Origin of the sequence: Thiocapsa sp., assembly GCF_035467215.1 — a bacterium.
In the GTDB taxonomy this organism is placed as follows: Bacteria; Pseudomonadota; Gammaproteobacteria; order Chromatiales; family Chromatiaceae; genus Thiocapsa.
The window spans coordinates 27,847-49,618 of sequence record NZ_DATITZ010000225.1 but is presented as its reverse complement, the minus strand read 5'-3'; the positions used below and the strand labels follow the sequence as shown (position 1 = coordinate 49,618).

The following is a 21,772-nucleotide window of genomic DNA, read 5'->3' as shown; positions in this document are numbered from 1 at the left end:
GTCCTTTTTCTTGGTGTAGTCCAGCTCCGTTGTATCTTGAGGTCTCCACCAGGCGCTGCGCGCGCCGATTCTTATCGCCGATCGCCCAAGTCGATGCCGGCCAGTTCCGCTGCGAGCCCGTCCATCAGGACACCCCCAAGGCGGCGCGGAAGTCGCGCCGCAGCCGAGTGCACCCAAGACACCGCCATCCCAGCGGATCAGATAGCGCAACTGCGCGCCGGACAACGGCCTATAGCCCAAATAATGCCAGCGTGCGATCAAGGCGTTCCACAACCGCGAGTCCGCCGCAGTGGCGACGGCTTTAAGACGCAAACCGGCGAGCGCCTGCACCGAACCGCGCACCCTCACCGCCTCGGGCAGCGCCTCACAGCGCGGCTGCAGCGCTAGGCCATTGCCGTTGCCGTTACGCGGCGCCGGCAGCGCGATCAACCCCGCACGGTGCAGGCGCAACAGTCCGACCCGACAGCTCATCAGCTTCGGACGTCCCTGCACATCCACCCAGTTCAACGCCGTGCAGACCCGCCGCGCGATCTCCGCACGCTGCGGCGGATCGGCCTCGCGCACCGCGGTGCGGATGCTCTCCAGATCCGCCGCACTCAGCGCGCGCCCGCACAGCTTGCCAACCGGTTCCTCGTTCATCGACACTTGCCCCATCGGTGGTGATGGGACGACATTTCAACAGCTCAGGCGCGCTGTGTTCAGGCACAGGGGCGTCGGGGCAGGCGAAGATATGGGTAATCGCATGGCCTGGTACTTGGTGCAGAACGACAGTCTACTTGATGTCTTTACGTTGGGTCTGACGGGCGGAGATCTCGACTACGCGCTTCCCATGGGGATCGGGGTGTGGCTCGGTGCGGTCCTTTTGATCAATGTCTGGTTCGTGCTCTGGCCGAATCAGAAGAAGCTGATGGGCCTCGCGCCCTCGCAGGGCGAGGCGGACCTTGCCAAGGCAAAAAAGACCGTTGCATCGGTTGCGCGGATCAACGCGGAGCTCTCGATCCCGATGCTGATGTTCATGGTGGCCGCGCCGCACGGTGTCCCGCTTTGATGACGGGATGCTCGACAATTCGAGCCGCGAAGGCGCAAGGTCCGGGGCGGTGGGCGAAGGCCTGATGCTTGCCGAAAGCACCCCTCAGTCGAGCGTTTCTTCGTCGAGCGACTGCAGATCAAGCTGACAGGCAGCAAGAAAATCCTTCCGCATCAGGAGCCCAACCAGACGACCGCGGCCGTCCACGACCGGCATGCTGCGCCCGCCGTGGCTCCTGAACGCACACATGATCTCCGAAAAACCTGCGCGTTCTGTCACGGTTACCGCCGGCGATGTCATCATCGTGCTTGTCGCTGTCTCGTGACAGCATTCGGCGAGTCGATCGCACTGTTCGAGCAATCGCGGAAGCAGCTCCAAAAAACTGTCCGCACCCAGTCGCTTGAGAATATCCGTCTCGGTCAGGATCCCGCTGACCAGTCCGCCGCCCACGACCACCGGCAGCGCCTTCACGCCTTGTCGCACGAATAGTCCGGCCGCTTGGTAAAGCGGTGTCGTCGGATTCAGCGGTTGGATCGGAGAGCGCATGAGGTTCCTCGCACACATACGGCTGTTCATGCGCTCCACGGCATGGGCATGGGCGAGGTGATAGATGGTTCTGAAGTCCGTCGTCGTGATGTCGATATAGCCGGGAATCTCCCGCATCGCGTCGATGATGTCGGCGTCCGAAAGCTCAAGCTCCCGGATCTCGTCGATGCTGGCGTGGTCCGGTTCCTGAAAGAGATGAAGATGGTTCTCTGTCACCTGATGACCCCCGAATGATCGGCTTCGTCGCCGCTGGCATGGCTATTAGGCGTGGATCATGCAGAAATAGCCTTGAGACAGGTCAATCCGGTGGCTTCGTATCTCTTCGAGCGCGAGGCTTCGTACCGGCTCGGACCCGGCTGGCGAATCTCGCATCGGATCTCGGTCGGGTTGGAAGGGCTCCCGGGGCCGAGATCAGGCGGTCGTGGTTTCGAGGATTAGGCTTGATGTGGGTCAAGGCCCTTGCCGCGTCGCGAGATTCAAATCGGGATCGAGGATTCCACGCGGTTGTGGAACGGGTCGAACGCGCCCGATCCGCTCCGCAGTCGTATCGAAATCCCCGGTACGCAAGCCGATTGGAGGCATGCTTTGAGCCTGAAGGCCTACGTCCGAAAGATGCGCGGGACCACCCGCGGAAGTCCGCCGCGAGTCAGCAACCAAGAGGTCTTCTGGTCGTGGATCGGCGCCTTTCTCGGGATCGGCCTAGTGGGTTTGATCAATCAGGCGTTCTTCTCGGAGACCGACCTCGCGCTCACGATCGGCTCGCTCGGTGCGTCCGCGGTCCTGCTTTACGGGGCAGTGCGCAGTCCATTGGCCCAACCGCGTAATCTGGTCGGCGGTCACGTCATCTCGGCGCTGGTCGGCGTGACCAGCTGGAAGCTGCTGTCCGCGGATCCCTGGCTTGCACAGGCGGTGGCCGTGGCCACCGCGATCGCGCTCATGCATCTGAGCCGAACCCTGCACCCGCCGGGCGGGGCAACCGCGTTGATCGCGGTCATCGGCTCGGAGGAGATTCATGCGATGGGATATTACTACGTGCTGATTCCGGCGACGCTCGGGCCGCTGATCCTGTTGGGCGTCGCCCTGATCGTCAACAATATCCCGGCAACCAGACGTTATCCGGAGAACTGGATATGAGCCGACCCGCGTTGCATCTGCTCCGATACGTCGGTCTCGTCCTCGGCTGCCTGATGACCGCGCCGTTCGCGCTCGCCGAAGAGGCCGAGGATCCGTTCGCCGATGCGGACCTGGACAACGCCGCCGAGATCAACGAGGTCTGTGCCGGCTGCCACGGCGAACATGGCCAAGGCGGCAAGGACGGCGAATACCCCCGACTGGCGGGTCTCCCCGCCGCCTTCATTTCGCGGCAGCTCGACCTGTTCCGCGCGCGCGAGCGCGAAAACCTCGCCATGGTGGAGCACACGGAGCATCGCCAGATGCCGGACTCGGATATCCGCGATATCTCGGCCTTTCTCGCCGCAATCGAGTTGCCGAGTCGCCTCCCGCCGGTCGACGAGACGGCGCCGGACTTCAACGCCTACGAGCGGCTGATGGCCACCAAACGCATGGTTCAGATTCCGCGTGCACCGGGCGATCCGGTTGCCGGCGAGCGCATCTATGCCAAGGAGTGTGCCTCCTGCCACGGTCGCGAAGGGCAGGGCCGCGAGCGCGATGCCGTACCCATGTTGGCCGGGCAGTACACCGGCTACCTGCAACGGCAGGTCGCCAAATACATCGACAAACGGCGTGTGCATGACCCGTCCGACCCGGATGCCGAGGAGCTGCTTGCGACCTTCACCGCCGAGGAGCTGAACGACATCTTCGCCTACATCTCGATCCTCGACGATTGATCGTCGAGGGCCTGGCCGGACTCCATATCCGCATCCGAGGACGACCCATGCCGTTCGGCCGACGCATTACGCGCGAGAAGAAGACCATCACCGCCATGATGGCCATCTACTGCCGAGACCATCACACCGACCAGAAGGGACTCTGCGCCGAGTGCACATCCTTGCTCGATTATGCGCATCGGCGTCTCGACACCTGTCCCTTCCAGGAAGAAAAGCCGGCCTGCAATCTCTGCGAGGTGCACTGCTACAGCGCCCTGATGCGCGAGCGGGTGCGCGATGTGATGCGCTATGCCGGCCCCCGCATGCTCTGGCCCCATCCAATCCTGAGTCTCGGACACATCCTCGATAAGCTCCGTCCGGCGCCGAAGCTGAAGGCTCGGGCGCAGTCGGACAAGAAGCGCCGGTGATCGCGCCCCGATGACGCGTCAGCCGGGTCGCCCGTCCGGTCGCGGCGCGACCAGCATGGGTGCATGAACCCAGAGAAAGAGCCCGAAGGCGAGGATCCAGCAGAGCCCCGCGCTCATCAGCCAGGTGTGGTAACCGGCGGGGTAGATCAGTGGAGCGAGACCGCGCAGGCCTGCGGCGAAGTTGATCAGGACGAAGGCGACGATGGTCAGGCGAGCGGCCTGCATCGCGCGACCCGTGTGGCCGACCGCGACCCGCGACATCATCCCCAGCGTCACCACGCCGATCGCCCCGATGGTCAGTGTGTGCAGCGCGCCGCGCGCGGGCAGATCGGTAAAGGCGGGTAGGCCGTCGAGGATCAGGCCAAGCGCAAGCCAAAGCAGGCCGACATAGAGCACGGTCAGCATGGGTGTCGTCAAGAGACGTCGATCGTGCCAGCCGACGATCCGCACCAAAAGCACCAGACCCAACGCGATCGCGAAGGCGCCCGCCTGAAACCCGTAGGGCTGGACGAGGTCCGCGAGCAGGAGTGCTGCGGCGAGGAGGAAGGTCAAGCGCTCGACGAACTGAAAGCTTCGCGGCTTGGCGCCGGTGATCCCGCGCTCGATGAAGAAGGGCATGACGCGACCCGAGACCAGAAGCATCGTCAGGATGACCAGGTCCAGCATCAGACGATGACCCCGCGCCGCGCCGCCCGGCAGGACGCCGAGCACATCCAGATGCACCAGCGCACTCGCGAGGGTCATGCCGGCGAACAGCAGCAGGAAGACGCGGTTCACCGGATTGGGGCCGAACCAGAGCGGCCGTCGCAGTGCGAATGCCAGAACCGGGAAGAAGGCGACATCCGTCATGGCGACCAGCAGCGGCGTAAGTCCGAGCCAGGGCATCAGACGCGCGGCAAGCCAAAGCGCGACCAACCCCGCGAGTGCCGCGCCCGTAGGCGTGTCCATGCCGCTCCAGTTGCGTACGGCGGTCAGCAGGAACCCCGCGATGACGGCCGCCAGATAACCGAAGAGCATCTCATGGGCGTGCCAGGCCGGCCCGGCGAGATAGCCGGGCTGCGGAAAATGCCCGGTCAGCATCGCGAGCCAGACCAAAACGGATAGGATGGCGGCGATCCCCGCGGCCAGGAAGAACGGCCGGAAGCCGAGCGCGAGGACGCTGAGCGGTCGCTTGGTCTTGGTGAGCGGGTCGACGCGCATCTGGGTGGTTTTCCTTGTCGGTGGTCGGGGCGAGCCCGAGCGGGGCGGCTCCCGAGCGTCGGGAGTTGGTGTCGGAGGCGGTCGAGCCGATTCACGCGGGTTGTCCCGCGGTGATGTCGCACGAGGTCGCGGGATTTCGGGGCGCGTGGTCGCAGTCCCTTACCCTAGCGATGGCCCGACGGCTTGGCCTTGACGTGGGTCAAGCGCATGGTCCGGTCCGGGAACGCGCCGGTCGGCTCTCGAACGACGTATCCGCGGTCCGGGATGTCCGCTCTGGATCGGCATCGCTCGATTGCGCTCTAATCCGCACATGAACGATACCACTGCTCCAAACCCGGATGCTGAGGGCGCTCAGCCCGCGCTCGACACGCCCGCGCGAGCCCTCCTCGAACGCATCCCCCAAAGCCCCGGCGTCTATCGCATGCTCGATGCCGAAGCCACCGTGCTCTATGTCGGCAAGGCGAAGAACCTCAAACGCCGGGTCTCAAGCTATTTCAGCCGGGCCCTGACACGTCGCCTTCAGTTGATGGTGAGCCAGATCGCCGACATCGAGGTGACGGTGACCCGCACCGAGGGCGAGGCGCTGCTGCTCGAGAGCAACCTCATCAAGTCCTTGCGTCCGCGCTTCAACGTCCTGCTGCGCGACGACAAGAGCTATCCCTTCATCTATCTCAGCACACAGGACGACTTCCCGAGACTGGCCTTCTATCGGGGGCCGCGCAAATCCAAAGGGCGTCTCTTCGGCCCCTATCCGAGCGCTTGGGCGGTGCGCGAGACACTCCAGTTGCTGCAGAAGCTCTTCCCGGTGCGCCAGTGCGAAGACAGCTTCTTCAACAACCGCTCGCGACCCTGTCTGCAATATCAGATCAAGCGCTGCAGCGGGCCCTGTGTCGGGCTCGTCAGCCCGGAAGCGTACGCCGAGGACGTCGCCCACACCATCCAGTTCCTCGACGGGCGTGCCGAAGATGTGATCGCGGATCTCGGTCGCGGCATGGAGCAGGCCGCCGCCGCGCTCGAATTCGAGCGCGCCGCCGTCCTGCGCGATCAGATCGCGACCCTGAGCCGGATCCAGCAGCGCCAATACGTGAGCGGGGAGGGTGGAGACCTCGACATCATCGCCTGCGCCCAAGAGGGCGGGACGAGCTGCGTGCAGGTCTTCTTCATCCGCGCCGGGCGCAACCTCGGCAACAAGGCATTCTTTCCGAAGACCCCCGACGACACGGACGACGCGACCCTCCTGGCCGGCTTCCTGGCCCAGTTCTACGCCGACAAGCAGATCCCGCCCGAGCTGGTCGTCAGCGTCGAGCCGGAGGAGCGCGCGCTCTTGGAGACGGCGCTCTCGCAACGCGCCGAGCGGCGCGTGCACATCAAATGGCGTGTGCGCGCCGAGCGTGCCCGCTGGCTCGAGATGGCCCGCGGCAATGCCGAGGTCGCGCTCAAGTCCAGGCTCGGCAGCCAGGCCGGTTACGGCCGCCGCATCGAGGCACTGCGCGATGTCCTGGATCTCTCCGAGCGGCCCCAGCGCATGGAATGCTTCGACATCAGTCACACCCAAGGCGAGCGCACCGTCGCCTCCTGCGTGGTCTTCGACGGCGAGGGGCCGCGCAAGTCGGATTACCGCCGCTTCAACATCGAAGGCATCACTCCCGGCGACGACTATGCGGCGCTCCATCAGGCCCTGACCAGGCGCTATACCCGGGTGAAGCAGGGCGAGTATCCGATCCCCGATATCCTCTTCATCGACGGCGGACGCGGACAGATCCGCGCGGTCGGCGATGCGCTCCAAGAGCTCGGTCTCGCCGGCCTGCAGGTGGTGGGGATTTCGAAGGGGCCCGATCGTCGCCCGGGCACCGAGCTGCTTTGGTTGTTGGACGTCGAGTCGCCGCTTATACTGGCGAGCGATTCCCCCGCCATGCATCTGATCGAGCAGATCCGCGACGAGGCCCATCGGTTCGCGATCACCGGTCATCGCCAGCGTCGTGCCAAGGCACGCACCACCTCCACGCTGGAAGGGCTCGCCGGGATCGGACCGCGGCGCCGCCAACGTCTTTTGAAGCAGTTCGGCGGCATCCGCGGCCTGGCCCGCGCAGGGGTCGAGGACATTGCCTGCGTCGACGGCATCGGCCGGCAGTTGGCCCAACAGATCTACGATGCCTTTCACGAGGAGGCCGCGGGGCCCTGACGTATGTGGAATATCCCCAACCTGCTGACGATGCTCCGGATTGTCTTGATTCCGGTGTTCGTCGTCGTCTTCTATATCGAGGCACCTTGGGCGCCCTACGTCGCCGCTGCGGTCTTCGGTGCGGCCGCTCTGACCGATTGGCTCGACGGCTATCTTGCGCGTCTCTGGGAGCAGACCTCGCCGCTCGGCGCCTTCCTCGATCCGGTCGCCGACAAGCTGATGGTCGCGGTCGCGCTCGTCCTGCTCGTTCAGTACGACCCCCGCACCCTCTTGGCGCTCCCCGCGATGGTCATCATCGGACGCGAGATCACGGTCTCCGCACTGCGCGAGTGGATGGCCGAGATCGGTGCGCGCGCCAAGGTCGCCGTCTCCATGACCGGCAAGATCAAGACCACGGCACAGATGATCTCGATCGTGCTCCTGATCCTGCGCGACACCGTCTTCGGACCCTGGGTCTACGGGTTGGGTGTCGTTCTTCTCTACGTCGCCGCCGTCCTGACACTCTGGTCGATGGTGCTCTATCTGCGCGCCGCTTGGCCGAGCCTGTCGGGTCAGGTCGATGTCGAGGGGCGTGGTTGAGTCCGGCCTCGAGCGATGGCGCGAAGCCGTCAGGTGTGCCTTGTCCACACCGCCCCTGCGCGCCGCGAGATCGGATGCAATCGAGGGGTTGACAGCATCGCGAAAGGCATTAAAATACGCGGCTCCAAAGCGGGAATAGCTCAGTGGTAGAGCACAACCTTGCCAAGGTTGGGGTCGCGAGTTCGAATCTCGTTTCCCGCTCCAAATTTCTCAAGACAATAGAAGCCGGCCTTGAGCCGGCTTTTGTTTGCGTGGCGAAACGGTGCCCAAAATTTTCGGCGATCGGATAGTGGTTATGGCCTTCGGAGGCCACGATCCCGAATAGCTGCGAAGGCAGGCCGCAGACCGTTGATCCTAGATCCGGCCGTAGCGGCCATCACCCGGCGGGTGAGGCGTCAGATGAGAAAGATCGTCAACGACGTCAAATCCTTGCATGCGGCACGAAGCGATCAACTGACGGATCTAGGTTGATGGACCAGGGCGGGCCAACAGCCCGACACGATTGACATCTTGGGTGCCCGATATACGATGTGTGTCGACCCTGCATTCCAATCCTAAAGCCAAGGTGCGCCATGCCCGCTTCACCGTCCACCGCCAACCCAGAACCAACCACCCGAGCCGTAAACCTTCGGGTTCGGGAAGAGATTCGAGACCTGATCGATCAGGCCGCCAGGATCCAGGGTCGGACGCGCTCCGATTTCATGATCGACGCCGCCCGGCGGGCCGCGGAGGAGACGCTGCTCGACCAGACGCTCGTGAGGGTCGATCGGGAGACGTACGACTACTTCCTGGCTGTGCTGGACCATCCCCCGGGAGGAGCGGGTTACGAGCGTCTGATGGCCGCCCCGAGCCCATGGAAGGCGTGACCCTCGAAGCCCCCGCGCCGCTTTCCGAAACTCATCGAGTCGATAGTTTTTCCTCCGGTGTCCAGCCGCTCGACGAGTGGTTGATCCGCCGCGCCCGGAACAATCAGGTCAGCGGCGCATCGCGCACCTACGTCGTTTCAGCTGCGGGGGCAGTGGTCGGGTATTACTGCTTGGCCTCGGGCGCGCTGGCGCTGCGCGAGGCGCCCGCGTCCATCCGGCGCAATATGCCTGACCCCATTCCTATGGCGATCTTGGGTCGGTTGGCCGTCGATCGGACCTGGCAGGGACGGGGCCTCGGTGTCGCGTTGCTCCGCGATGCCGTCGAGCGCACCCGGGCCGCGAGCATGATCCTTGGCATTCGCGGACTCCTGGTGCATGCCCTATCACTTGCGGCCGCGGCCTTTTACGTCCGTTACGGATTCGTCCCGTCGCCGACAAACCCCTTGACGCTTGTGTTGTCCTTCAAGCGGTCTTAGGTGCCGTGGGGTAGAACGGCGTCAGTCCGCGGCTACCGCTTGTTTATCAGCTCCCGATGCCTTCGCTCCGGCTTCGGCATTCCGCCAGAACCGCACCAGGAGATAGTCCTCGGTCGCCGCGAATTCCGGATCCACCCCGTTGTGTTGCCGCAAGAGGGGAACGATCTTGCTCAGCACCCCCATGCCGCGCGCGTCCACGTAGCCGTAGTCGCGCAGCACGTCGACGAGCAGTGGGTTGCGGGGCGAGCGCTGACCGGCGAGCATCTTCTCCACGGTCATGGAGTTCTGCAGGGCGCCGGGGCTGCGGACCTCCAACCGATCCGCATAGGACACGACCTCCACATCCTCGATGCGCGTCCAGTCGCGATGGGCGAGGGCGTTTACCAGTGCCTCGCGCATTGCTGCCTGTGGATAGTGCCAGCGCCGCTCTCGGCGCACCCCGTCCGCAAGCTCGGCGGATTCCGCCGAAACGAAGGGTCGCATCCGATCCATGAGGGACTCCAGGAGTCCTCCGCGTTCCAAGACACGGCTGCCGTCGCGCGTGCGCCAGAGCCCCACCAGGGGCTCGTCCAGGATGTGATCGTCGCTTGCGACATAGCCCATCGTGTCGCCGGGAAAGGCCATCCAGCGCACCCCGGCCTGACGGAGCGCCCAGCGTGGCCGACGCCCGAAGAGCAGGGTGCCGGCGATGGTGCACACCGGCTCGCCGCCCGGTCGCTCCGTCATGAACCCCAATCCCACGAGGCGTTTCGTCCAGCTGGCCGGATCTGCCGGCACCTCGGGATCATTGAGCACTTGGGCCAGGTAGTCGTGCAGTCGCTCCAGGTCGAGGTCTTGAAGCCCGGTGCCGGACACCGGCAGCAGCTCCGCGTGAAGCATGCCCCCGAGTGCGAAGAGCCGCGCCTGTTGCTCGCGCGATGCCTTGCGCGACGTGCTCCCGGCGCGGACGTAAATCTCCTCCCGGTCCTTGTCGCGCACCACGTAGGGCTTGGCCGTCCCCTGCGTGAGCGAGATGACGGCCACCCGGTGTCCGTCATCCAGCCGCACGGTCTCGAAGAACGGTAGGATCATCGGATGCACGTAGCGCCCGAAGACCGTTTCCATCACCCATTCCTCGAGATGCTCACGCTGGATGCCGGTGATGGCCCCGTCGTCCTCCACCCCGAGGAGGATCACGCCGCCCTGAAAGTTGGCCAGCGCCACGATCTCCTTGGCGAGCTGCTCCGGGCGCACGTCGTCGCGTTTGAACTCCACGCCGGAGTTCTCGCCGTTTTTGATCAATTCGAGCAGTTCGGTTTTGGTCATGCCGATGCCTTTTTGATGCGAACCATGAAGGGCATGAAGGACCCGAAAGCCGGTTCCCTCTCGGGGTGATGCGATCGAGCCTCGCTCCGCGAGTATCCGCCTTTCCGATGCGCGGGTTTGCCGTCATGTAGTGTACTTGCGCGCCCCAAGGTGCGCATTCCAAGGCCGGCACCTCGTCGACTCTGTGCAACCATCCCCGCGATCATGGTCAAACTCCGGAATGCTCGAGTCCGCTCGGCGGACGGTTTCTGGAGGCTATCTATGGATCGATCTTGCGTATCGAGTCGGCGTGCCTTTCTCGCGGCCCTCGCAGTCGCGCCTCTGTCCTTCCTGAAGCTCCCGGGTCAGGCGCGGGCGTCGGACGGGCAGCCCCTCACCAAGCCCATCCCCTCGACCGGCGAGCCCTTGCCGGTCATCGGCATGGGGACCTGGATTACCTTCAACGTCGGCGACGACCCGGTGGCGCGGGATGCGCGCACCGATGTCCTGCGTGCCTTCTTCGCTACAGGCGGCGGCATGATCGACTCCTCGCCCATGTACGGCACGGCCGAGGCGGTCGTCGGCGGCTGCTTGGCGCGACTGGATCGCCCCGCGGGATTGTTCTCGGCGACCAAGGTCTGGACCTCCTCGACCGCGGAGGGTATCGAGCAGATCGCCACGTCCGAGCGGCTCTGGGGTCTGCCGCGGCTGGATCTTCTGCAGGTTCATAACCTGCTGAACTGGAGAGGCCATCTGGAGACCCTATCGGCGATGAAGGCCGACGGCAAGGTGCGCTATATCGGCATCACCACCTCGCACGGGCGCCGTCACGCCGAGCTTGCGCAGATCATGCAGACGCAGCCGATCGATTTCGTGCAGTTGACCTACAACATCGCGGATCGCGAGGCCGAGGCCCGCCTGCTTCCGTTGGCTGCTGAGCGGGGGATCGCGGTGATCGCCAATCGGCCTTTTCAGGGCGGCGCCCTGGTCGATCGTGTCAAGCGTCACCCCTTGCCGGGTTGGGCGCGCGAGATCGACTGCACCGACTGGTCGCAGGTCCTGCTGAAGTTCATCGTCTCGCACCCGGCGGCGACCTGTGTCATCCCGGCAACCAGCCGGGTGGACCACATGGAGGAGAACATGGCCGCGGCGCGCGGTGCCCTGCCGGATGCGGCGCTGCGACGCCGCATGGCCGCAGACGTCGCGGCGCTCTGATGGACCTCTTGAGCTATTCCCTCGTCGACCTGATTCCGTTTTCGCGCGAGACCTATTTCAGGCTGTTCGAGCGCTACAACATCGGGGTCTGGCCGGTGCCGATCATCGGGCTGGCGATGGGTCTCACGGCCTTGGTCACGGCGCGTCGGGCAGAGGGATGGGTGCTGCGGGCACCGTTTCTACTGACCGCGGCCTGCTGGATTTGGGTCGGCTGGGTTTTTCAGATCCACTGGTACGCGCCTCTGAGCTGGCCAGGGGTCTATTTCGGGATCGGCTTCGTGTTGCAGGGCGTCCTCATGGCGGTCGTGCTCGGGCGGGGTCCGATCGTGGGCTCGGAAGCTACGGATCGGGATCCCGGTCCGGGGCTCTGGATTCTCCTCTTCGCCTTGGCGCTGCAACCCCTGCTCGGGCTTTTGTCCGGCCGCCCTTGGTACGGTCTTGAGGTTTTCGGCAGCGCACCGGATCCGACAGTCGTCGCAACACTGGGCTTTCTACTGCTCGTGCGCCATCCGCTGCGCTGGCTGCTGTCGATCATCCCGCTCGCTTGGTGTTTGATCAGCGGGGCGACGCTCTGGGTCTTGGGGGTTCCGACCTGGGCGCTCATGCCGCTTGCCGCGGCGCTCTACCTGGGCGTCGTCGCTTGGTCATGGGTTTCCGGGCGAAGCCGGCTCAAAGGCCCCCAAGGTGAATTCCGGGAGAGGATCTAGCAGGCATATCAGGGGCGAATAAATTCGCCCCTACAGGCGCTACTGGTTTTCCGGGCATTGCGAAGGCTGTAGGTTGCGCCGACCCATGCGAGGAGGGACAACCAACCGTCGGCGGACTCGCACAACCGGGAGGCGACCGGCGGAGCCGGGTCCGACGGATTCAGTGCATCCGCGGCTTCGGGGTCTCGGACGTCGCCGTAGCGGGTCGCTTGCGCATGAGCGGCAAGGAGGCGTGATGGGCGGTCATTCGCCAGCCCTCTGCCGTGTGACGGTAGACGTTCGTCGCCAGGATTCGGTTGGGTTCCTCGCGCGAGCGGCTCGGGCGAATCAGCTCCTCGACCAGATGCACGGCAAGGCCGTCGGTCGCCGTGCGTTGGATCACGCGGAAGTGCAGCTCGGGGCGCTCGGCCCCGGTCATGACCTCGCGCCAACTGCTGAGGACCTCGCCGCGACCCTGCAGGAGATCGCCGCCGGGGTGGACACAGACCGGGCTTGGCTCCTCCGCCCAGACCGCTCCCATCAAGGCGATGTCGAGGGTCTGGAAGGCGGCATAGAAGGCGGCTTCGACGTCGTCCGGGGTCTGGAATCGGCTCATCGGCCGGAATCCGGTGCCGCCGGGGTACCGAGGAGCGTGGCGCGCAACGCCCGGATCGCGCGTGTCTGGGTGGGCTCGCCCATGCAGCGCACGATGAGCGCGGGATCCAACTCAGGCAGCGCGCGGCTGCAGGTCGATGAGAGATAGGTCTCGTCCTGCAGGAAGAAGAAGCGCAGGGTGCCGTCCTCCCAGAACCAGACCTCGGGTACGCCGAGTCCGCGATAGACCGCGAGCTTGTTCATACCGCCGCTGGTCCAGATCACCTCGATCGCAATATCCAGGACCTTCGGCGTCCGACGGACCGGGCCCACCAGATAACACTCGTCGGCTTCGGCACCGAGCCGCTTCGCCTTTTCCTTCAGGGTCCAGGAGCCGTAGCCTTCGAGCTCGATGTTCCTAACCTCTGCATAGGTCTCGAGCAGACGGGCAAGCCGCTTCTTGAGTGATTCGTGATCGACGGAAGGCGTCATCAGCTCCAGCTCGCCGTTGAAATAGGTTATGCGCACCCCGCCGTCGTCCCCACGGGCGGAGAGGATGGCCTCGTAGTCGTCCCAGCCGACGTCGCGCAGGAAGACACGCTGATCGACATGGTCGGTGTCGCAGGCGGCCGACGGGTGGTTGGCGGGCATCATGGCTGTGGTTGCTCTCGGTGAGATCGCATGGGGTGCTCGAGCCGCTGTCGATTCGAAGGTTAGTCGCCTGCCCGAGCCGCGGCAAGGACACTGGGCACGCTTAAGGCCGGGGTCTTTCGGGATCGGGATCCGCGTCCGCCTTGACCCCGTCCGTCGGTTTCAACCGCAGGCCGCGCGGCACCACCCAACGCTCGGCGAACTCGAAGAGCCCTTGGAGCCCGAGTGCGAGGAGTGCGGCCGGGACGGCGCCCTGCATGATGAGTGCGGTGTCGTCCAGGCGAATCCCGGTGAGGATCGGCTGTCCGTAACCGCCGGCGCCGATGAGTGCCGCGACCGTGGCGGTGCCGACATTGAGCACGGCCGAGGTCTTGATCCCGGCCAGGATGGTATTGGCCGCCAGCGGCAGCTCGATCAAGCGCAGGCGTGCGCCGCGGGTCAACCCGATGACGTCTGCCGATTCGCGGATCGGCACCGGGATGTCCATCAGCCCGGCGTGGGTGTTGCGCACGATCGGGAGCAGACTGTAGAGAAAGAGTGCGACCACCGTCGGCAGCCAGCCGATCCCGAGCCAGGGGATGAGAAAGACGAAGAGCGCGAGCGAGGGGATGGTCTGGATCATCCCGGTGATGCCGAGGATCAGATGACCGAGGCGCGCCTGCTGTGCAGCCAGCACGCCGAGCGGCACGGCGAAGAGGACGGCCGCGCCGAGCGAGACCCCGACCAGTCCCAGATGCTCGAGGGTGCGCTGACCCAGTTGGCTCCAAAAGCCTTGGCCGGAGATCGCCACCGCAAGCCCGAGTCCCTCCGACAAGAGGCGCGCGGCGACCGCCTGCTCCGAATCGCCCTCCAGCTTCACCGCACCGTTCATGCCCGCCATGGTCGGCGCGTCGATCGCGCCCTCGAGACGGCGAAAGGCGGCCAGGGCGTCCGGCGCCTCCTCGGCCAGCTCCGCCCGGTAGAGCAGGATCGCTTGGTAGTCCTCGAAATAGCCGAGATCGTCCTCGAGCATGCGCAGCCCGTAGCGGGCGATCTCGGCATCCGTGGTGTAGACCACCGTCACGTCGAGATGCCCGGCGGCGATGCCGCGATAGACCAGATCGTGATCCAGGCCCTGCACGCGGGCCTGCGGGAGCCGATAGCGCTGTCTCAAGCCCGGCCAGCCGTCGGCGCGCTCTAGAAACTCGCTGCTGAAGCCTAGCCGCAGATCCGGATGCTCGCGCAGGTCGGAGATGCGTTGCAGGCCGCGCTGCTCCGCCAAGGGCTCAGGTACGGCGATCGCGTAGGTGTTCTCGAAGCCGAGCGAGGCCGATGATCGGACTCCGCGGGCTGCGAGCGCCGCCTCCAGCAATTCGGGCGAGGACACGTCCTCGCCGGAGAGGATCTCGCGCACCAGCGTGCCGCTGTATTCCGGATAGACGTCGATCTCGCCGCTCAGCAGCGCACCCCAGAGGATGCGTGTCCCACCCAGCTCGGCGCGATGACGCGCCGGATGACCCGCGTCGAGCGCGAGCAGGCGCAGCGTCTCGCCCAGGATGACCGACTCGGTGAACTTCTTCGAGCCGATGACGACCGGACGGGGTGTCGAATCCTCCGCGGAGGGCTCGGCCGACCCGGCGACGGGTCCGACCGCGAGCAGCAAGGCGACGAGCGTCGCAAGCGCAAGGCCGGTGGCCGGAAGCCGGCGGCTGGAGGCCGTTCGCAACATGCCGCGCCTCATCCTCCCGCTCCCAGCAAAACCCGCTGCGGCTCGCGCTGCGCCGCCACGAACTGCGCGACGAAGGGCTCGGAAGGACTGTCGAGGATCACCTGCGGCTCGGCCTGCTGGACGATGCGACCGGCACGCAGCAGGACGATCCGATGCCCGAAGAAGACCGCCTCGGCCAGGTCATGCGTCACCATCAGCACCGTCTTGCCGAGTCGGCCGAAGATCGCCTTGAGCTCGCGTTGGAGCTCGAAGCGGATCATGGGGTCAAGCGCGCCGAGCGGCTCGTCGAGCAGCAGCAGATCGGGGTCGAGCATGAGTGCGCGAATCAGGGCGACACGCTGACGCTGACCGCCCGAGAGTTCGATCGGATAGCGCGCCAGCATCGCGCTGGGGAGTTGCACCAGGTCCGCAAGCGCAGCGAGACGCTCCTCGCGACGCTCGCGCGCCCAATCCAGCCGGCGCGCCATCAGGGTCACGTTGTCGCGCACGCTCAGATGCGGGAAGAGACCGCCGTCCTGGATCATGTAGCCCATGCGCAGCCGGGCAGGGCGCAGGTTCCCGGTGTCCAGCCGAGCGCCCTCGAACCACACCTGGCCGCGATCGGGCCGAATCAGCCCGGCGGCGAGGCGCAGCAACGTGGATTTGCCGCAACCGCTCGGGCCGATCAGGACCGTGGTCTGCGCCTCCGGGACATCCAGATCGACTCCCGCCAACGCCGGTGTCCCGCCATAGTCCTTGAAGACCTCTTCGAATCGCAGCATCGGTTGATTCCCGTCGACTGTGCATGAGCCGCTTGAATTCGTGCCTATCGGCTCGAATTCCAGTGCATCGCTAAAGGGAGCCTCAGGATTCTCGTCGTATGTCGTGGAAAACCAGTACCTGTTACGAGTGTGATGCCAACTGCGGGATTCAGGTCGAGCTCGACGACGACGGCGAGCCAATCCGCGTCCAAGGCCCTGATTGTCCGCGCTGCTATGTGCAGCTGGACCGGCGCAATCATCCCGACCGCATCCTCTATCCGCTCAAACGCGTCGGGCCCCGCGGGAGCGGCGAGTTCGAGCGGGTCTCCTGGGACGAGGGGCTCGACACCATCGCCGAGCGCCTGAGCGCCGCGAAGGCCGAGCACGGCGCACCGGCCGTGGGCTTCTTCGCCGGCTACACCAAGGAGGCGAGGCCCCAGCTACAACGTCTGGCGCATGCCTTCGGCTCGCCCAACTACCTGACCGAGAGCGGCTGCTGCTTCTCCGCGACCATGGTGGCCGAGAAGGTGACCTTCGGCTACAAGATCAAGACCACGTCCACGGTGGTCTCGCCGAAGACGCGCTGTCATCTCATCTGGTCGACCAATCCGCGCGGCTCGATCCCGCCTTTCGATACGCACCCGCTCGTGCTGCGCCGGCCGGGCAAGACCCTCATCGTGGTGGATCCGCGACGCACGCCGCTCGCCGAGGAGGCCGATATCCATCTGGCAATTCGACCCGGGACAGACGGCGCACTCGCCTTGGGCTTTCATCATCTGATCTTCGAGAACGGCTGGCAGGATCAGGCCTTCCTGGACGAATGGGCCAACGGCGTCGAAGGCTTCCGAGACTATGTCCGTGATTTTACGCCCGCGCGTGTCGCCGAGATCTGCGGGATCGCGGAACAGGATCTGCGTACTGCTGCGGAGCTGTTCGCGACCACCCCGCCGGCGCAGATCACGCTTTCCCCGACCGCGACGGTACAGCACAGCAACGGCTTCCAGAACCATCGGGCCGTGATCCTGCTCTCGGCGGTAACAGGCAACCTGGATCGCGAGGGCGGCAACCGTTTCTTCAACGACAAAGCCACGCCCAAGCCGATCGAGTTGTTCGACTACTGCCGCACCCATCTTCCGCCGCGCGTCGGCGACGAGGTCTATCCGGTCTGGACCCGCTATTGGCCGGCGGCCCAGAGCATGCTGCTGCCCGACTGCATCCTGGACGGGCGCCCGCAACGCATCCGCGCCCTGCTGGCGATGGGCATCAACACGGCTATGTGGCCCAATTCCAAGCGGATGGAGCAGGCGCTCGGCGCGCTTGACTTCTTCGTCGCCACTGACTTCTTCCACAACCCGGCGACGCGGATGGCCGACTTCGTGCTGCCCGCGGCGACCAGTCTGGAGCGTCCCGCGCTGATCGCCTATCCCGGCTGCGCCTATCAGGGCGAGCTCCGCTATCGCCGGCCGGTCGTCGCACCCAAGGGCGAGGCCCGGCCGGACGGCGAAATCTTTCTGCAGCTCGGTGTGCGTCTGGGCATGGCCGAGCAGTTCTGGAACGGCGATCTCGCGGCCTCCTGGGCCGAGGCGGCGGAGGGTATCCCGGAAGAGATCCGCCGGGAGGTCTACGACAATCCGGACGGCGTAGTCGTCTATGCCGAGGCGATCGAGGATCTGGTCGAGCACGGGTTCATGGACGCCGATCGGCTCTACCGGCTGCGCGGTTTCCGGACGCGGTCCGGCAAGGTCGAGTTCGACTCGATCGAGCTGCGCGAGGCCGGTCACGACGGTCTGCCGATCTATCGCGAGCCGGCCGAGAGCCCGATCTCCACACCCGCGCTGGCGGTCGACTATCCACTCGTCTTAACCAGCGGGGCGCGCACCAAGTTCGACACCCATTCGCAGCACAACTATATCGATCGGATGCGCCGCGCGATCCCGCACCCGCTGGCCGAGATCCACCCGGACGATGCCGCGTCGCGCGGCATCGAGAACGGCGATCCCGTCATGATCAGCTCGCCGCGCGGTGCGGTGCGCTTCGTCGCCAAGGTGACCGATCGGATCAAGCCGGGTGTCGTGCACTGCACCCACGGTCGCAACGACGCCAATATCAACGAGCTGACCGACGATCGGCATCTGGATCCCATCAGCGGGTTTCCGCCGTTCAAGTCGCTGTTGTGTCAGGTGGAGCGGGTGGTTTAGAGCCTCCAGCCGCCTGCCTCCAGCCTCCTGCGACCAGCTATCAGCTATCAGCTATCAGCTATCAGCTATCAGCCATCAGCCCTTCGAGATCGAAAAGACCTCGAAGGCTCACGCCCCCAGCCCAGCACCATCCCGGCTGGAGGGGCAGGAGCCAGGAGGCAGGAGGCTAAACCGAACCCCGAACCCCGAACCCCGAACCCCGAACCCGAGGCCCCCGAATCGTGCCCTTCATCGGCGTCTTACCCGAACGTGAGCATCTGTTTCAGCCATCGCCCCGACGCGATGTCGGGGTGAATGACGCCGCCGCCTGGCGTTTGAACCCGGCGCATCGACAGGTCTACGACAAGCTCTCGCTCGCGCTCGACGCGGGTCTGCGCGCGGCGCCCTGCGGTGTCGACCCACGCGACTGCGGGATCGGCCCGGATGCGCAGGTCTTCGTGAAACCGATCGTCAACCTTGCCGGTATGGCCGTCCGAGCGCGTGCGGTGCCGGCGGATGCCGTGCCGAACGAGCCGGGTAGCTTCTGGAGCGAGCGGCTCGAAGGGCCGCACACCAGCAGCGATTGCCTGGTGCAGGACGGGCAGGCGGTCTGGTTTGCCCATACGCGCGGCTCGGAGGAGAAGGACCGAGAGCGCCCGATCTACTGGGAGGTCGGTGCTGCTCTTCCGGACTTGGAGCCGTTGATTGCGGAATGGGTCGCCTGCCATTTAAGGGGTTACAGCGGTCTGTGCAACCTGGAGATGATCGGCGGACGACCGATCGAGGTGCATCTGCGGGGCTCGAACGGGTTCTTCGACTTTTACGGTCCTGACTTCATCCCGGCGTGGGTCGCGCTGGTCGACGGGGTCGATCTCGCGCCGCCGCCGCCGATCCCGGGCGGCTTCGTGATCTCCGTCTTCGGCGAGGTCGCGATCGACGAGGCGCAGCGCAAGGCTGCGGCGGAGCAAGGCGTCCGGGTCGATCTCGACACCCGCACGGCTGATCGGTCCGCCATCCTGCGCTGCTCGGACAAGGATGCCGGTCTGGACGTTCTGCGGAGACTGACCGGGCGGACCCCGGCTTAACCCTTGACCCGGCGCGGCGGACCTGTCTCGCTCAGACCTCGGATGATCCGGTCTTCGAGCCAATAATGCGCACGCCACGGCCAGGGGCCGTCGATGAAGCCGACATGACCCCCGTGATCGGCGAGCTCCAAGGTGATCCCGGGGCCGAGTTCATGCGCCCAAGGAATCGTGGTCGGAAACATGAAGGGATCATCGACGGCCTGGATGATGAGTGTCGGCGTTTGGATGGACGGCAGATACTGCCGGCAGCTCGCGCGGCTGTAGTAATCGAAGACGCCCTCGAACCCGTTCAACGGGGACGTGACCCGGTCGTCGAAGGCGTTGAAGTCCCGGATCGCATCGAGATCGACGTCGAGCGGGAAGCGTCGCCCCGCGAACTTTCGCCGCAGGCTGACCTTAAGCTTTCCAAGCAGATAGCGCCGATAGATCTTGGAGAATCCGATATCCAGCCTGAGCATGGCATCGCGCAGCACGAAGGGGACCGACACCGCGATGGCCGATCCGACGGCGGGCTGCTCCGTCTCGCCGAGGTATTTCAGCAGCAGGTTCGCGCCGAGCGAGAAACCGATCGCGGCGGCGGGCGGACCTTGGGGATCGCCTGCAAGGACGGCCAGCACCTCCGCGAGGTCTTCGGTGGCGCCCGAGTGATAGGCACGGTCGAGCCGGTTCGCCTCCTCGGAGCAGCCGCGCAGGAACATGAAGATCGGTTGATAGCCCTCGTGCTCCAGGCGGGCGACCAGGGTCGCCGCATAGTGCGATTCGAGCCCGCCCTCTAGGCCATGAATCACCAGGACCCGCGGCCCTGCGCCATGGCCGATCGCCAGATCGATGAAGTCCCCGTCGGTCAGCTCGATGCGTCGGCGCGCGAGATCGGGTCGCGGACGAGGTCGCGACAGACTCGGCCAAAGCGTCTGCAGGTGTGCTCCGGGAAGCCACCAGGCCGGCCTGAAGGTGCTGCGTGTGATCAAGCCCATTGCCTACGATATCTCCGGTGATCCAGCCGATTCGACATCCGCCCGAGACCAATGGAGCGACAGCCGAGTCGGGTTGTTCGAGGGGCGTCGGATTGAGAGCCGGCCCTGTTGTCCCCTATACTGATAGCCTTCAGGGTATCACCTGACCCCGCGAGCCCGACCAAGGAATTCAACATGCGAACACGCCTTTCGACCCTGATCGCCGCATTGCTTTGCGGTCTGGCATCGGCGAGCCAAGCCGAGGATCTCCTGCAGATCTACGACCTGGCGGTTCAGAGCGACCCCCAGATCCGTCAAGCCGAGCAGGAGCTGTTCGCAACGCGCGAGGTCAAGCCTCAGGCCCGATCCCTTCTCTTGCCGAATCTGAGCGTCGTGGGCACGGCGGACTATCAAAACGTCGATGCGAGCGGAACCAGCAGTTTCGGGACGAGTTTCAGCAGAAACGATAGCTTCAGCACCCAGGGTGCCCAGGCCGTCGTCAGTCAAACGGTCTACAACAGGGCCAACTGGATGACCCTGAAGCAGACCGACAACATCATCGCGCAGGCCGAGGCCCAATACCGCGACGCCCAGATCACCTTGATGGTCGATACGGCGGATCGCTATTTCGGGGTCTTGCGCGCCGCCGATGCGGTGACCGTGCAGGAAGCGCTGGTGCGCGCCGACGAGCGTCAGCTCGAGCAATCCCGGCAACGCTTCGAGGTCGGCTTGGTCGCCATCACGGATGTGAACGACAGCCAGGCCGCATACGACCGCTCGCGCGCCAACCTGATCACGGCGAAGAACGATCTCGACAACGCCTGGCAGGCGCTCCTGACCATCGTCGGTCCGATCCAGGTGCCGCTCGCGCGACTCGGCGACACGCTGCCGCTGACCCCGCCCGAGCCCAACAACATCGAGATCTGGGCCGAAACCGCCGGGCGCTCCAACTACGGCATCATCGCCGCCAGCGAGGCGGTGAGTGCGGCCAAGAAGGGGATCCAGATCGAGCAGTCGGGCTATTACCCGTCGGTGAACCTGCAGGCCGGCTACGACGTTGCCCGCTCGGGGGCCGAATTCAACACGGATTCGGACACCGGGTTCGTCGGACTCACGCTCAACGTGCCCATCTATCAGGGCGGCGCGGTCGCCTCGCGGACGCGCCAGGCCGGGTTCAACTTTCGCGCCTCGCAGGATCAGCTCGATGCGACACGGCGGCAGGTCGACCAACAGGTCAAGGACGCCTTTCGCGGCGTCATTTCGAGCATCGAGGACGTGAAGGCACGTCAAGCCGCAGTCGTCTCGGCGAGGTCATCGCTCGAATCCACCGAGGCAGGCCAAGAGGTCGGCACCCGCACCCAGGTCGATGTCCTGAATGCGCAACGTTTGTTGTTCCAGGCCGAGTTCGATTACTTGAGCTCACGTTACGACTACATCCTCAACGGCGTACGTCTGCACCAAGCCACCAGCACGCTGACGCGCGAGATCCTCGCGCGCGGCAATGCTTGGCTCAACCCCGCCGACACGATTGCCCCGCTGGCGTACTGAA

Annotated in this window: 22 protein-coding genes and 1 tRNA gene; 14 read left to right on the top strand and 9 right to left on the bottom strand. The window is 65.3% G+C overall.

Annotation, left to right across the window (positions count from 1 at the left end; translation table 11 throughout):
* Positions 1-639: Druantia anti-phage system protein DruA (locus VLR48_RS12915; protein WP_325292185.1), on the bottom strand; the 639-nt coding region annotated here is incomplete at its 3' end.
* A gap of 103 nt (positions 640-742) precedes the next feature.
* Between VLR48_RS12915 and VLR48_RS12910 the strand changes: the two genes are divergently transcribed.
* Entirely contained in the window at positions 743-1,048 is a 306-nt protein-coding gene (locus tag VLR48_RS12910) for a hypothetical protein (RefSeq protein WP_325292184.1), read from the top strand.
* Between the two features lie 84 nt (positions 1,049-1,132).
* Here VLR48_RS12910 and VLR48_RS12905 read toward each other — a convergent pair whose 3' ends face one another.
* Positions 1,133-1,789: a CBS domain-containing protein gene (locus tag VLR48_RS12905; protein WP_325292183.1), complete on the bottom strand. Its 657-nt coding sequence runs from the start codon at positions 1,787-1,789 to the stop codon at positions 1,133-1,135.
* A gap of 369 nt (positions 1,790-2,158) precedes the next feature.
* Here VLR48_RS12905 and VLR48_RS12900 point away from each other — a divergent pair, with 369 nt between their 5' ends.
* Genes VLR48_RS12900 through VLR48_RS12890 form a run of 3 tightly spaced genes read left to right on the top strand, consistent with a single transcriptional unit; the run spans position 2,159 to position 3,827 of the window.
* A complete protein-coding gene (locus tag VLR48_RS12900; RefSeq protein WP_325292182.1) occupies positions 2,159-2,707 on the top strand; it encodes an HPP family protein in 549 nt (182 codons plus the stop codon).
* On the top strand, positions 2,704-3,420 hold the full coding sequence (locus tag VLR48_RS12895) for a c-type cytochrome (protein ID WP_325292181.1): 717 nt from the start codon (positions 2,704-2,706) through the stop codon (positions 3,418-3,420). Before VLR48_RS12900 ends, VLR48_RS12895 begins: the two co-directional genes overlap by 4 nt.
* A complete protein-coding gene (locus tag VLR48_RS12890) occupies positions 3,417-3,827 on the top strand; it encodes a nitrous oxide-stimulated promoter family protein (RefSeq protein WP_325292180.1) in 411 nt (136 codons plus the stop codon). The genes VLR48_RS12895 and VLR48_RS12890 overlap by 4 nt, the downstream gene beginning before the upstream one ends.
* An 18-nt stretch (positions 3,828-3,845) precedes the next feature.
* Here VLR48_RS12890 and VLR48_RS12885 read toward each other — a convergent pair whose 3' ends face one another.
* Positions 3,846-5,027: an NnrS family protein gene (locus VLR48_RS12885; protein WP_325292179.1), complete on the bottom strand. Its 1,182-nt coding sequence runs from the start codon at positions 5,025-5,027 to the stop codon at positions 3,846-3,848.
* A gap of 310 nt (positions 5,028-5,337) precedes the next feature.
* Here VLR48_RS12885 and uvrC point away from each other — a divergent pair, with 310 nt between their 5' ends.
* The 5 genes from uvrC to VLR48_RS12860 all read left to right on the top strand — a co-directional run bounded on the left by uvrC (position 5,338) and on the right by VLR48_RS12860 (position 9,130).
* Positions 5,338-7,209, top strand: a complete 1,872-nt coding sequence (gene uvrC, locus VLR48_RS12880) for an excinuclease ABC subunit UvrC (protein ID WP_325292178.1) — start codon at positions 5,338-5,340, stop codon at positions 7,207-7,209.
* A 3-nt stretch (positions 7,210-7,212) separates the two neighbouring features.
* Positions 7,213-7,788, top strand: a complete 576-nt coding sequence (gene pgsA, locus VLR48_RS12875; RefSeq protein WP_325292177.1) for a CDP-diacylglycerol--glycerol-3-phosphate 3-phosphatidyltransferase — start codon at positions 7,213-7,215, stop codon at positions 7,786-7,788.
* A 129-nt stretch (positions 7,789-7,917) separates the two neighbouring features.
* Positions 7,918-7,992: transfer RNA gene (locus VLR48_RS12870), tRNA-Gly, on the top strand.
* A 368-nt stretch (positions 7,993-8,360) separates the two neighbouring features.
* Entirely contained in the window at positions 8,361-8,654 is a 294-nt protein-coding gene (locus VLR48_RS12865; protein ID WP_325292176.1) for a DUF1778 domain-containing protein, read from the top strand.
* Positions 8,642-9,130 (top strand): GNAT family N-acetyltransferase, encoded by a 489-nt coding sequence (locus VLR48_RS12860; RefSeq protein ID WP_325292175.1) that lies wholly within the window; start codon positions 8,642-8,644, stop codon positions 9,128-9,130. The genes VLR48_RS12865 and VLR48_RS12860 overlap by 13 nt, the downstream gene beginning before the upstream one ends.
* 21 nt (positions 9,131-9,151) lie before the next feature.
* Here VLR48_RS12860 and VLR48_RS12855 read toward each other — a convergent pair whose 3' ends face one another.
* Positions 9,152-10,435 carry an RNA-binding domain-containing protein gene (locus tag VLR48_RS12855; protein ID WP_325292174.1) on the bottom strand — a complete coding sequence of 428 codons (1,284 nt, stop codon included), beginning with the start codon at positions 10,433-10,435 and terminating at the stop codon, positions 9,152-9,154.
* Between the two features lie 261 nt (positions 10,436-10,696).
* Between VLR48_RS12855 and VLR48_RS12850 the strand changes: the two genes are divergently transcribed.
* Complete coding sequence (locus VLR48_RS12850; RefSeq protein WP_325292173.1) at positions 10,697-11,629, top strand: aldo/keto reductase; 933 nt, start codon at positions 10,697-10,699, stop codon at positions 11,627-11,629.
* An 8-nt stretch (positions 11,630-11,637) separates the two neighbouring features.
* Positions 11,638-12,336, top strand: coding sequence for a DUF6064 family protein (locus tag VLR48_RS12845; RefSeq protein ID WP_325292172.1), 699 nt, complete (start codon positions 11,638-11,640; stop codon positions 12,334-12,336).
* Positions 12,337-12,496: 160 nt separating this feature from the next.
* On the opposite strand, the gene VLR48_RS12840 is transcribed toward VLR48_RS12845, so the two are convergent.
* From VLR48_RS12840 to VLR48_RS12825, 4 genes are all read right to left on the bottom strand, one after another.
* A complete protein-coding gene (locus tag VLR48_RS12840) occupies positions 12,497-12,931 on the bottom strand; it encodes a nuclear transport factor 2 family protein (RefSeq protein WP_325292171.1) in 435 nt (144 codons plus the stop codon).
* Positions 12,928-13,563 (bottom strand): Uma2 family endonuclease, encoded by a 636-nt coding sequence (locus VLR48_RS12835; protein WP_325292170.1) that lies wholly within the window; start codon positions 13,561-13,563, stop codon positions 12,928-12,930. The genes VLR48_RS12840 and VLR48_RS12835 overlap by 4 nt, the downstream gene beginning before the upstream one ends.
* Before the next feature lie 100 nt (positions 13,564-13,663).
* Positions 13,664-15,268, bottom strand: coding sequence for a glycine betaine ABC transporter substrate-binding protein (locus VLR48_RS12830; protein ID WP_325292169.1), 1,605 nt, complete (start codon positions 15,266-15,268; stop codon positions 13,664-13,666).
* Between the two features lie 8 nt (positions 15,269-15,276).
* Positions 15,277-16,029, bottom strand: a complete 753-nt coding sequence (locus VLR48_RS12825) for an ATP-binding cassette domain-containing protein (protein ID WP_325292168.1) — start codon at positions 16,027-16,029, stop codon at positions 15,277-15,279.
* A gap of 98 nt (positions 16,030-16,127) precedes the next feature.
* On the opposite strand from VLR48_RS12825, the gene VLR48_RS12820 reads away from it, so the two are divergent.
* Positions 16,128-18,206, top strand: coding sequence for a molybdopterin-dependent oxidoreductase (locus tag VLR48_RS12820; protein ID WP_325292167.1), 2,079 nt, complete (start codon positions 16,128-16,130; stop codon positions 18,204-18,206).
* 221 nt (positions 18,207-18,427) lie between these two features.
* A complete protein-coding gene (locus VLR48_RS12815; RefSeq protein ID WP_325292166.1) occupies positions 18,428-19,270 on the top strand; it encodes a hypothetical protein in 843 nt (280 codons plus the stop codon).
* On the opposite strand, the gene VLR48_RS12810 is transcribed toward VLR48_RS12815, so the two are convergent.
* Entirely contained in the window at positions 19,267-20,244 is a 978-nt protein-coding gene (locus VLR48_RS12810; RefSeq protein WP_325292165.1) for a hydrolase, read from the bottom strand. The genes VLR48_RS12815 and VLR48_RS12810 overlap by 4 nt on opposite strands.
* 174 nt (positions 20,245-20,418) lie before the next feature.
* On the opposite strand from VLR48_RS12810, the gene VLR48_RS12805 reads away from it, so the two are divergent.
* A complete protein-coding gene (locus VLR48_RS12805) occupies positions 20,419-21,771 on the top strand; it encodes a TolC family outer membrane protein (RefSeq protein WP_325292164.1) in 1,353 nt (450 codons plus the stop codon).
* Position 21,772: the final 1 nt, after the last annotated feature.

What these genes read in the sequence shown, in the direction of transcription:
- VLR48_RS12910 (WP_325292184.1), top strand. Translation starts at nt 743, where the DNA reads ATGGCCTGGTACTTGGTGCAGAACGACAGTCTACTTGATGTCTTTACG.
- VLR48_RS12895 (WP_325292181.1), top strand. Translation starts at nt 2,704, where the DNA reads ATGAGCCGACCCGCGTTGCATCTGCTCCGATACGTCGGTCTCGTCCTC.
- VLR48_RS12885 (WP_325292179.1), bottom strand. Translation starts at nt 5,027, where the DNA reads ATGCGCGTCGACCCGCTCACCAAGACCAAGCGACCGCTCAGCGTCCTC.
- uvrC (WP_325292178.1), top strand. Translation starts at nt 5,338, where the DNA reads ATGAACGATACCACTGCTCCAAACCCGGATGCTGAGGGCGCTCAGCCC.
- pgsA (WP_325292177.1), top strand. Translation starts at nt 7,213, where the DNA reads ATGTGGAATATCCCCAACCTGCTGACGATGCTCCGGATTGTCTTGATT.
- VLR48_RS12865 (WP_325292176.1), top strand. Translation starts at nt 8,361, where the DNA reads ATGCCCGCTTCACCGTCCACCGCCAACCCAGAACCAACCACCCGAGCC.
- VLR48_RS12860 (WP_325292175.1), top strand. Translation starts at nt 8,642, where the DNA reads ATGGAAGGCGTGACCCTCGAAGCCCCCGCGCCGCTTTCCGAAACTCAT.
- VLR48_RS12855 (WP_325292174.1), bottom strand. Translation starts at nt 10,435, where the DNA reads ATGACCAAAACCGAACTGCTCGAATTGATCAAAAACGGCGAGAACTCC.
- VLR48_RS12850 (WP_325292173.1), top strand. Translation starts at nt 10,697, where the DNA reads ATGGATCGATCTTGCGTATCGAGTCGGCGTGCCTTTCTCGCGGCCCTC.
- VLR48_RS12840 (WP_325292171.1), bottom strand. Translation starts at nt 12,931, where the DNA reads ATGAGCCGATTCCAGACCCCGGACGACGTCGAAGCCGCCTTCTATGCC.
- VLR48_RS12835 (WP_325292170.1), bottom strand. Translation starts at nt 13,563, where the DNA reads ATGATGCCCGCCAACCACCCGTCGGCCGCCTGCGACACCGACCATGTC.
- VLR48_RS12830 (WP_325292169.1), bottom strand. Translation starts at nt 15,268, where the DNA reads ATGTTGCGAACGGCCTCCAGCCGCCGGCTTCCGGCCACCGGCCTTGCG.
- VLR48_RS12825 (WP_325292168.1), bottom strand. Translation starts at nt 16,029, where the DNA reads ATGCTGCGATTCGAAGAGGTCTTCAAGGACTATGGCGGGACACCGGCG.
- VLR48_RS12820 (WP_325292167.1), top strand. Translation starts at nt 16,128, where the DNA reads ATGTCGTGGAAAACCAGTACCTGTTACGAGTGTGATGCCAACTGCGGG.
- VLR48_RS12810 (WP_325292165.1), bottom strand. Translation starts at nt 20,244, where the DNA reads ATGGGCTTGATCACACGCAGCACCTTCAGGCCGGCCTGGTGGCTTCCC.
- VLR48_RS12805 (WP_325292164.1), top strand. Translation starts at nt 20,419, where the DNA reads ATGCGAACACGCCTTTCGACCCTGATCGCCGCATTGCTTTGCGGTCTG.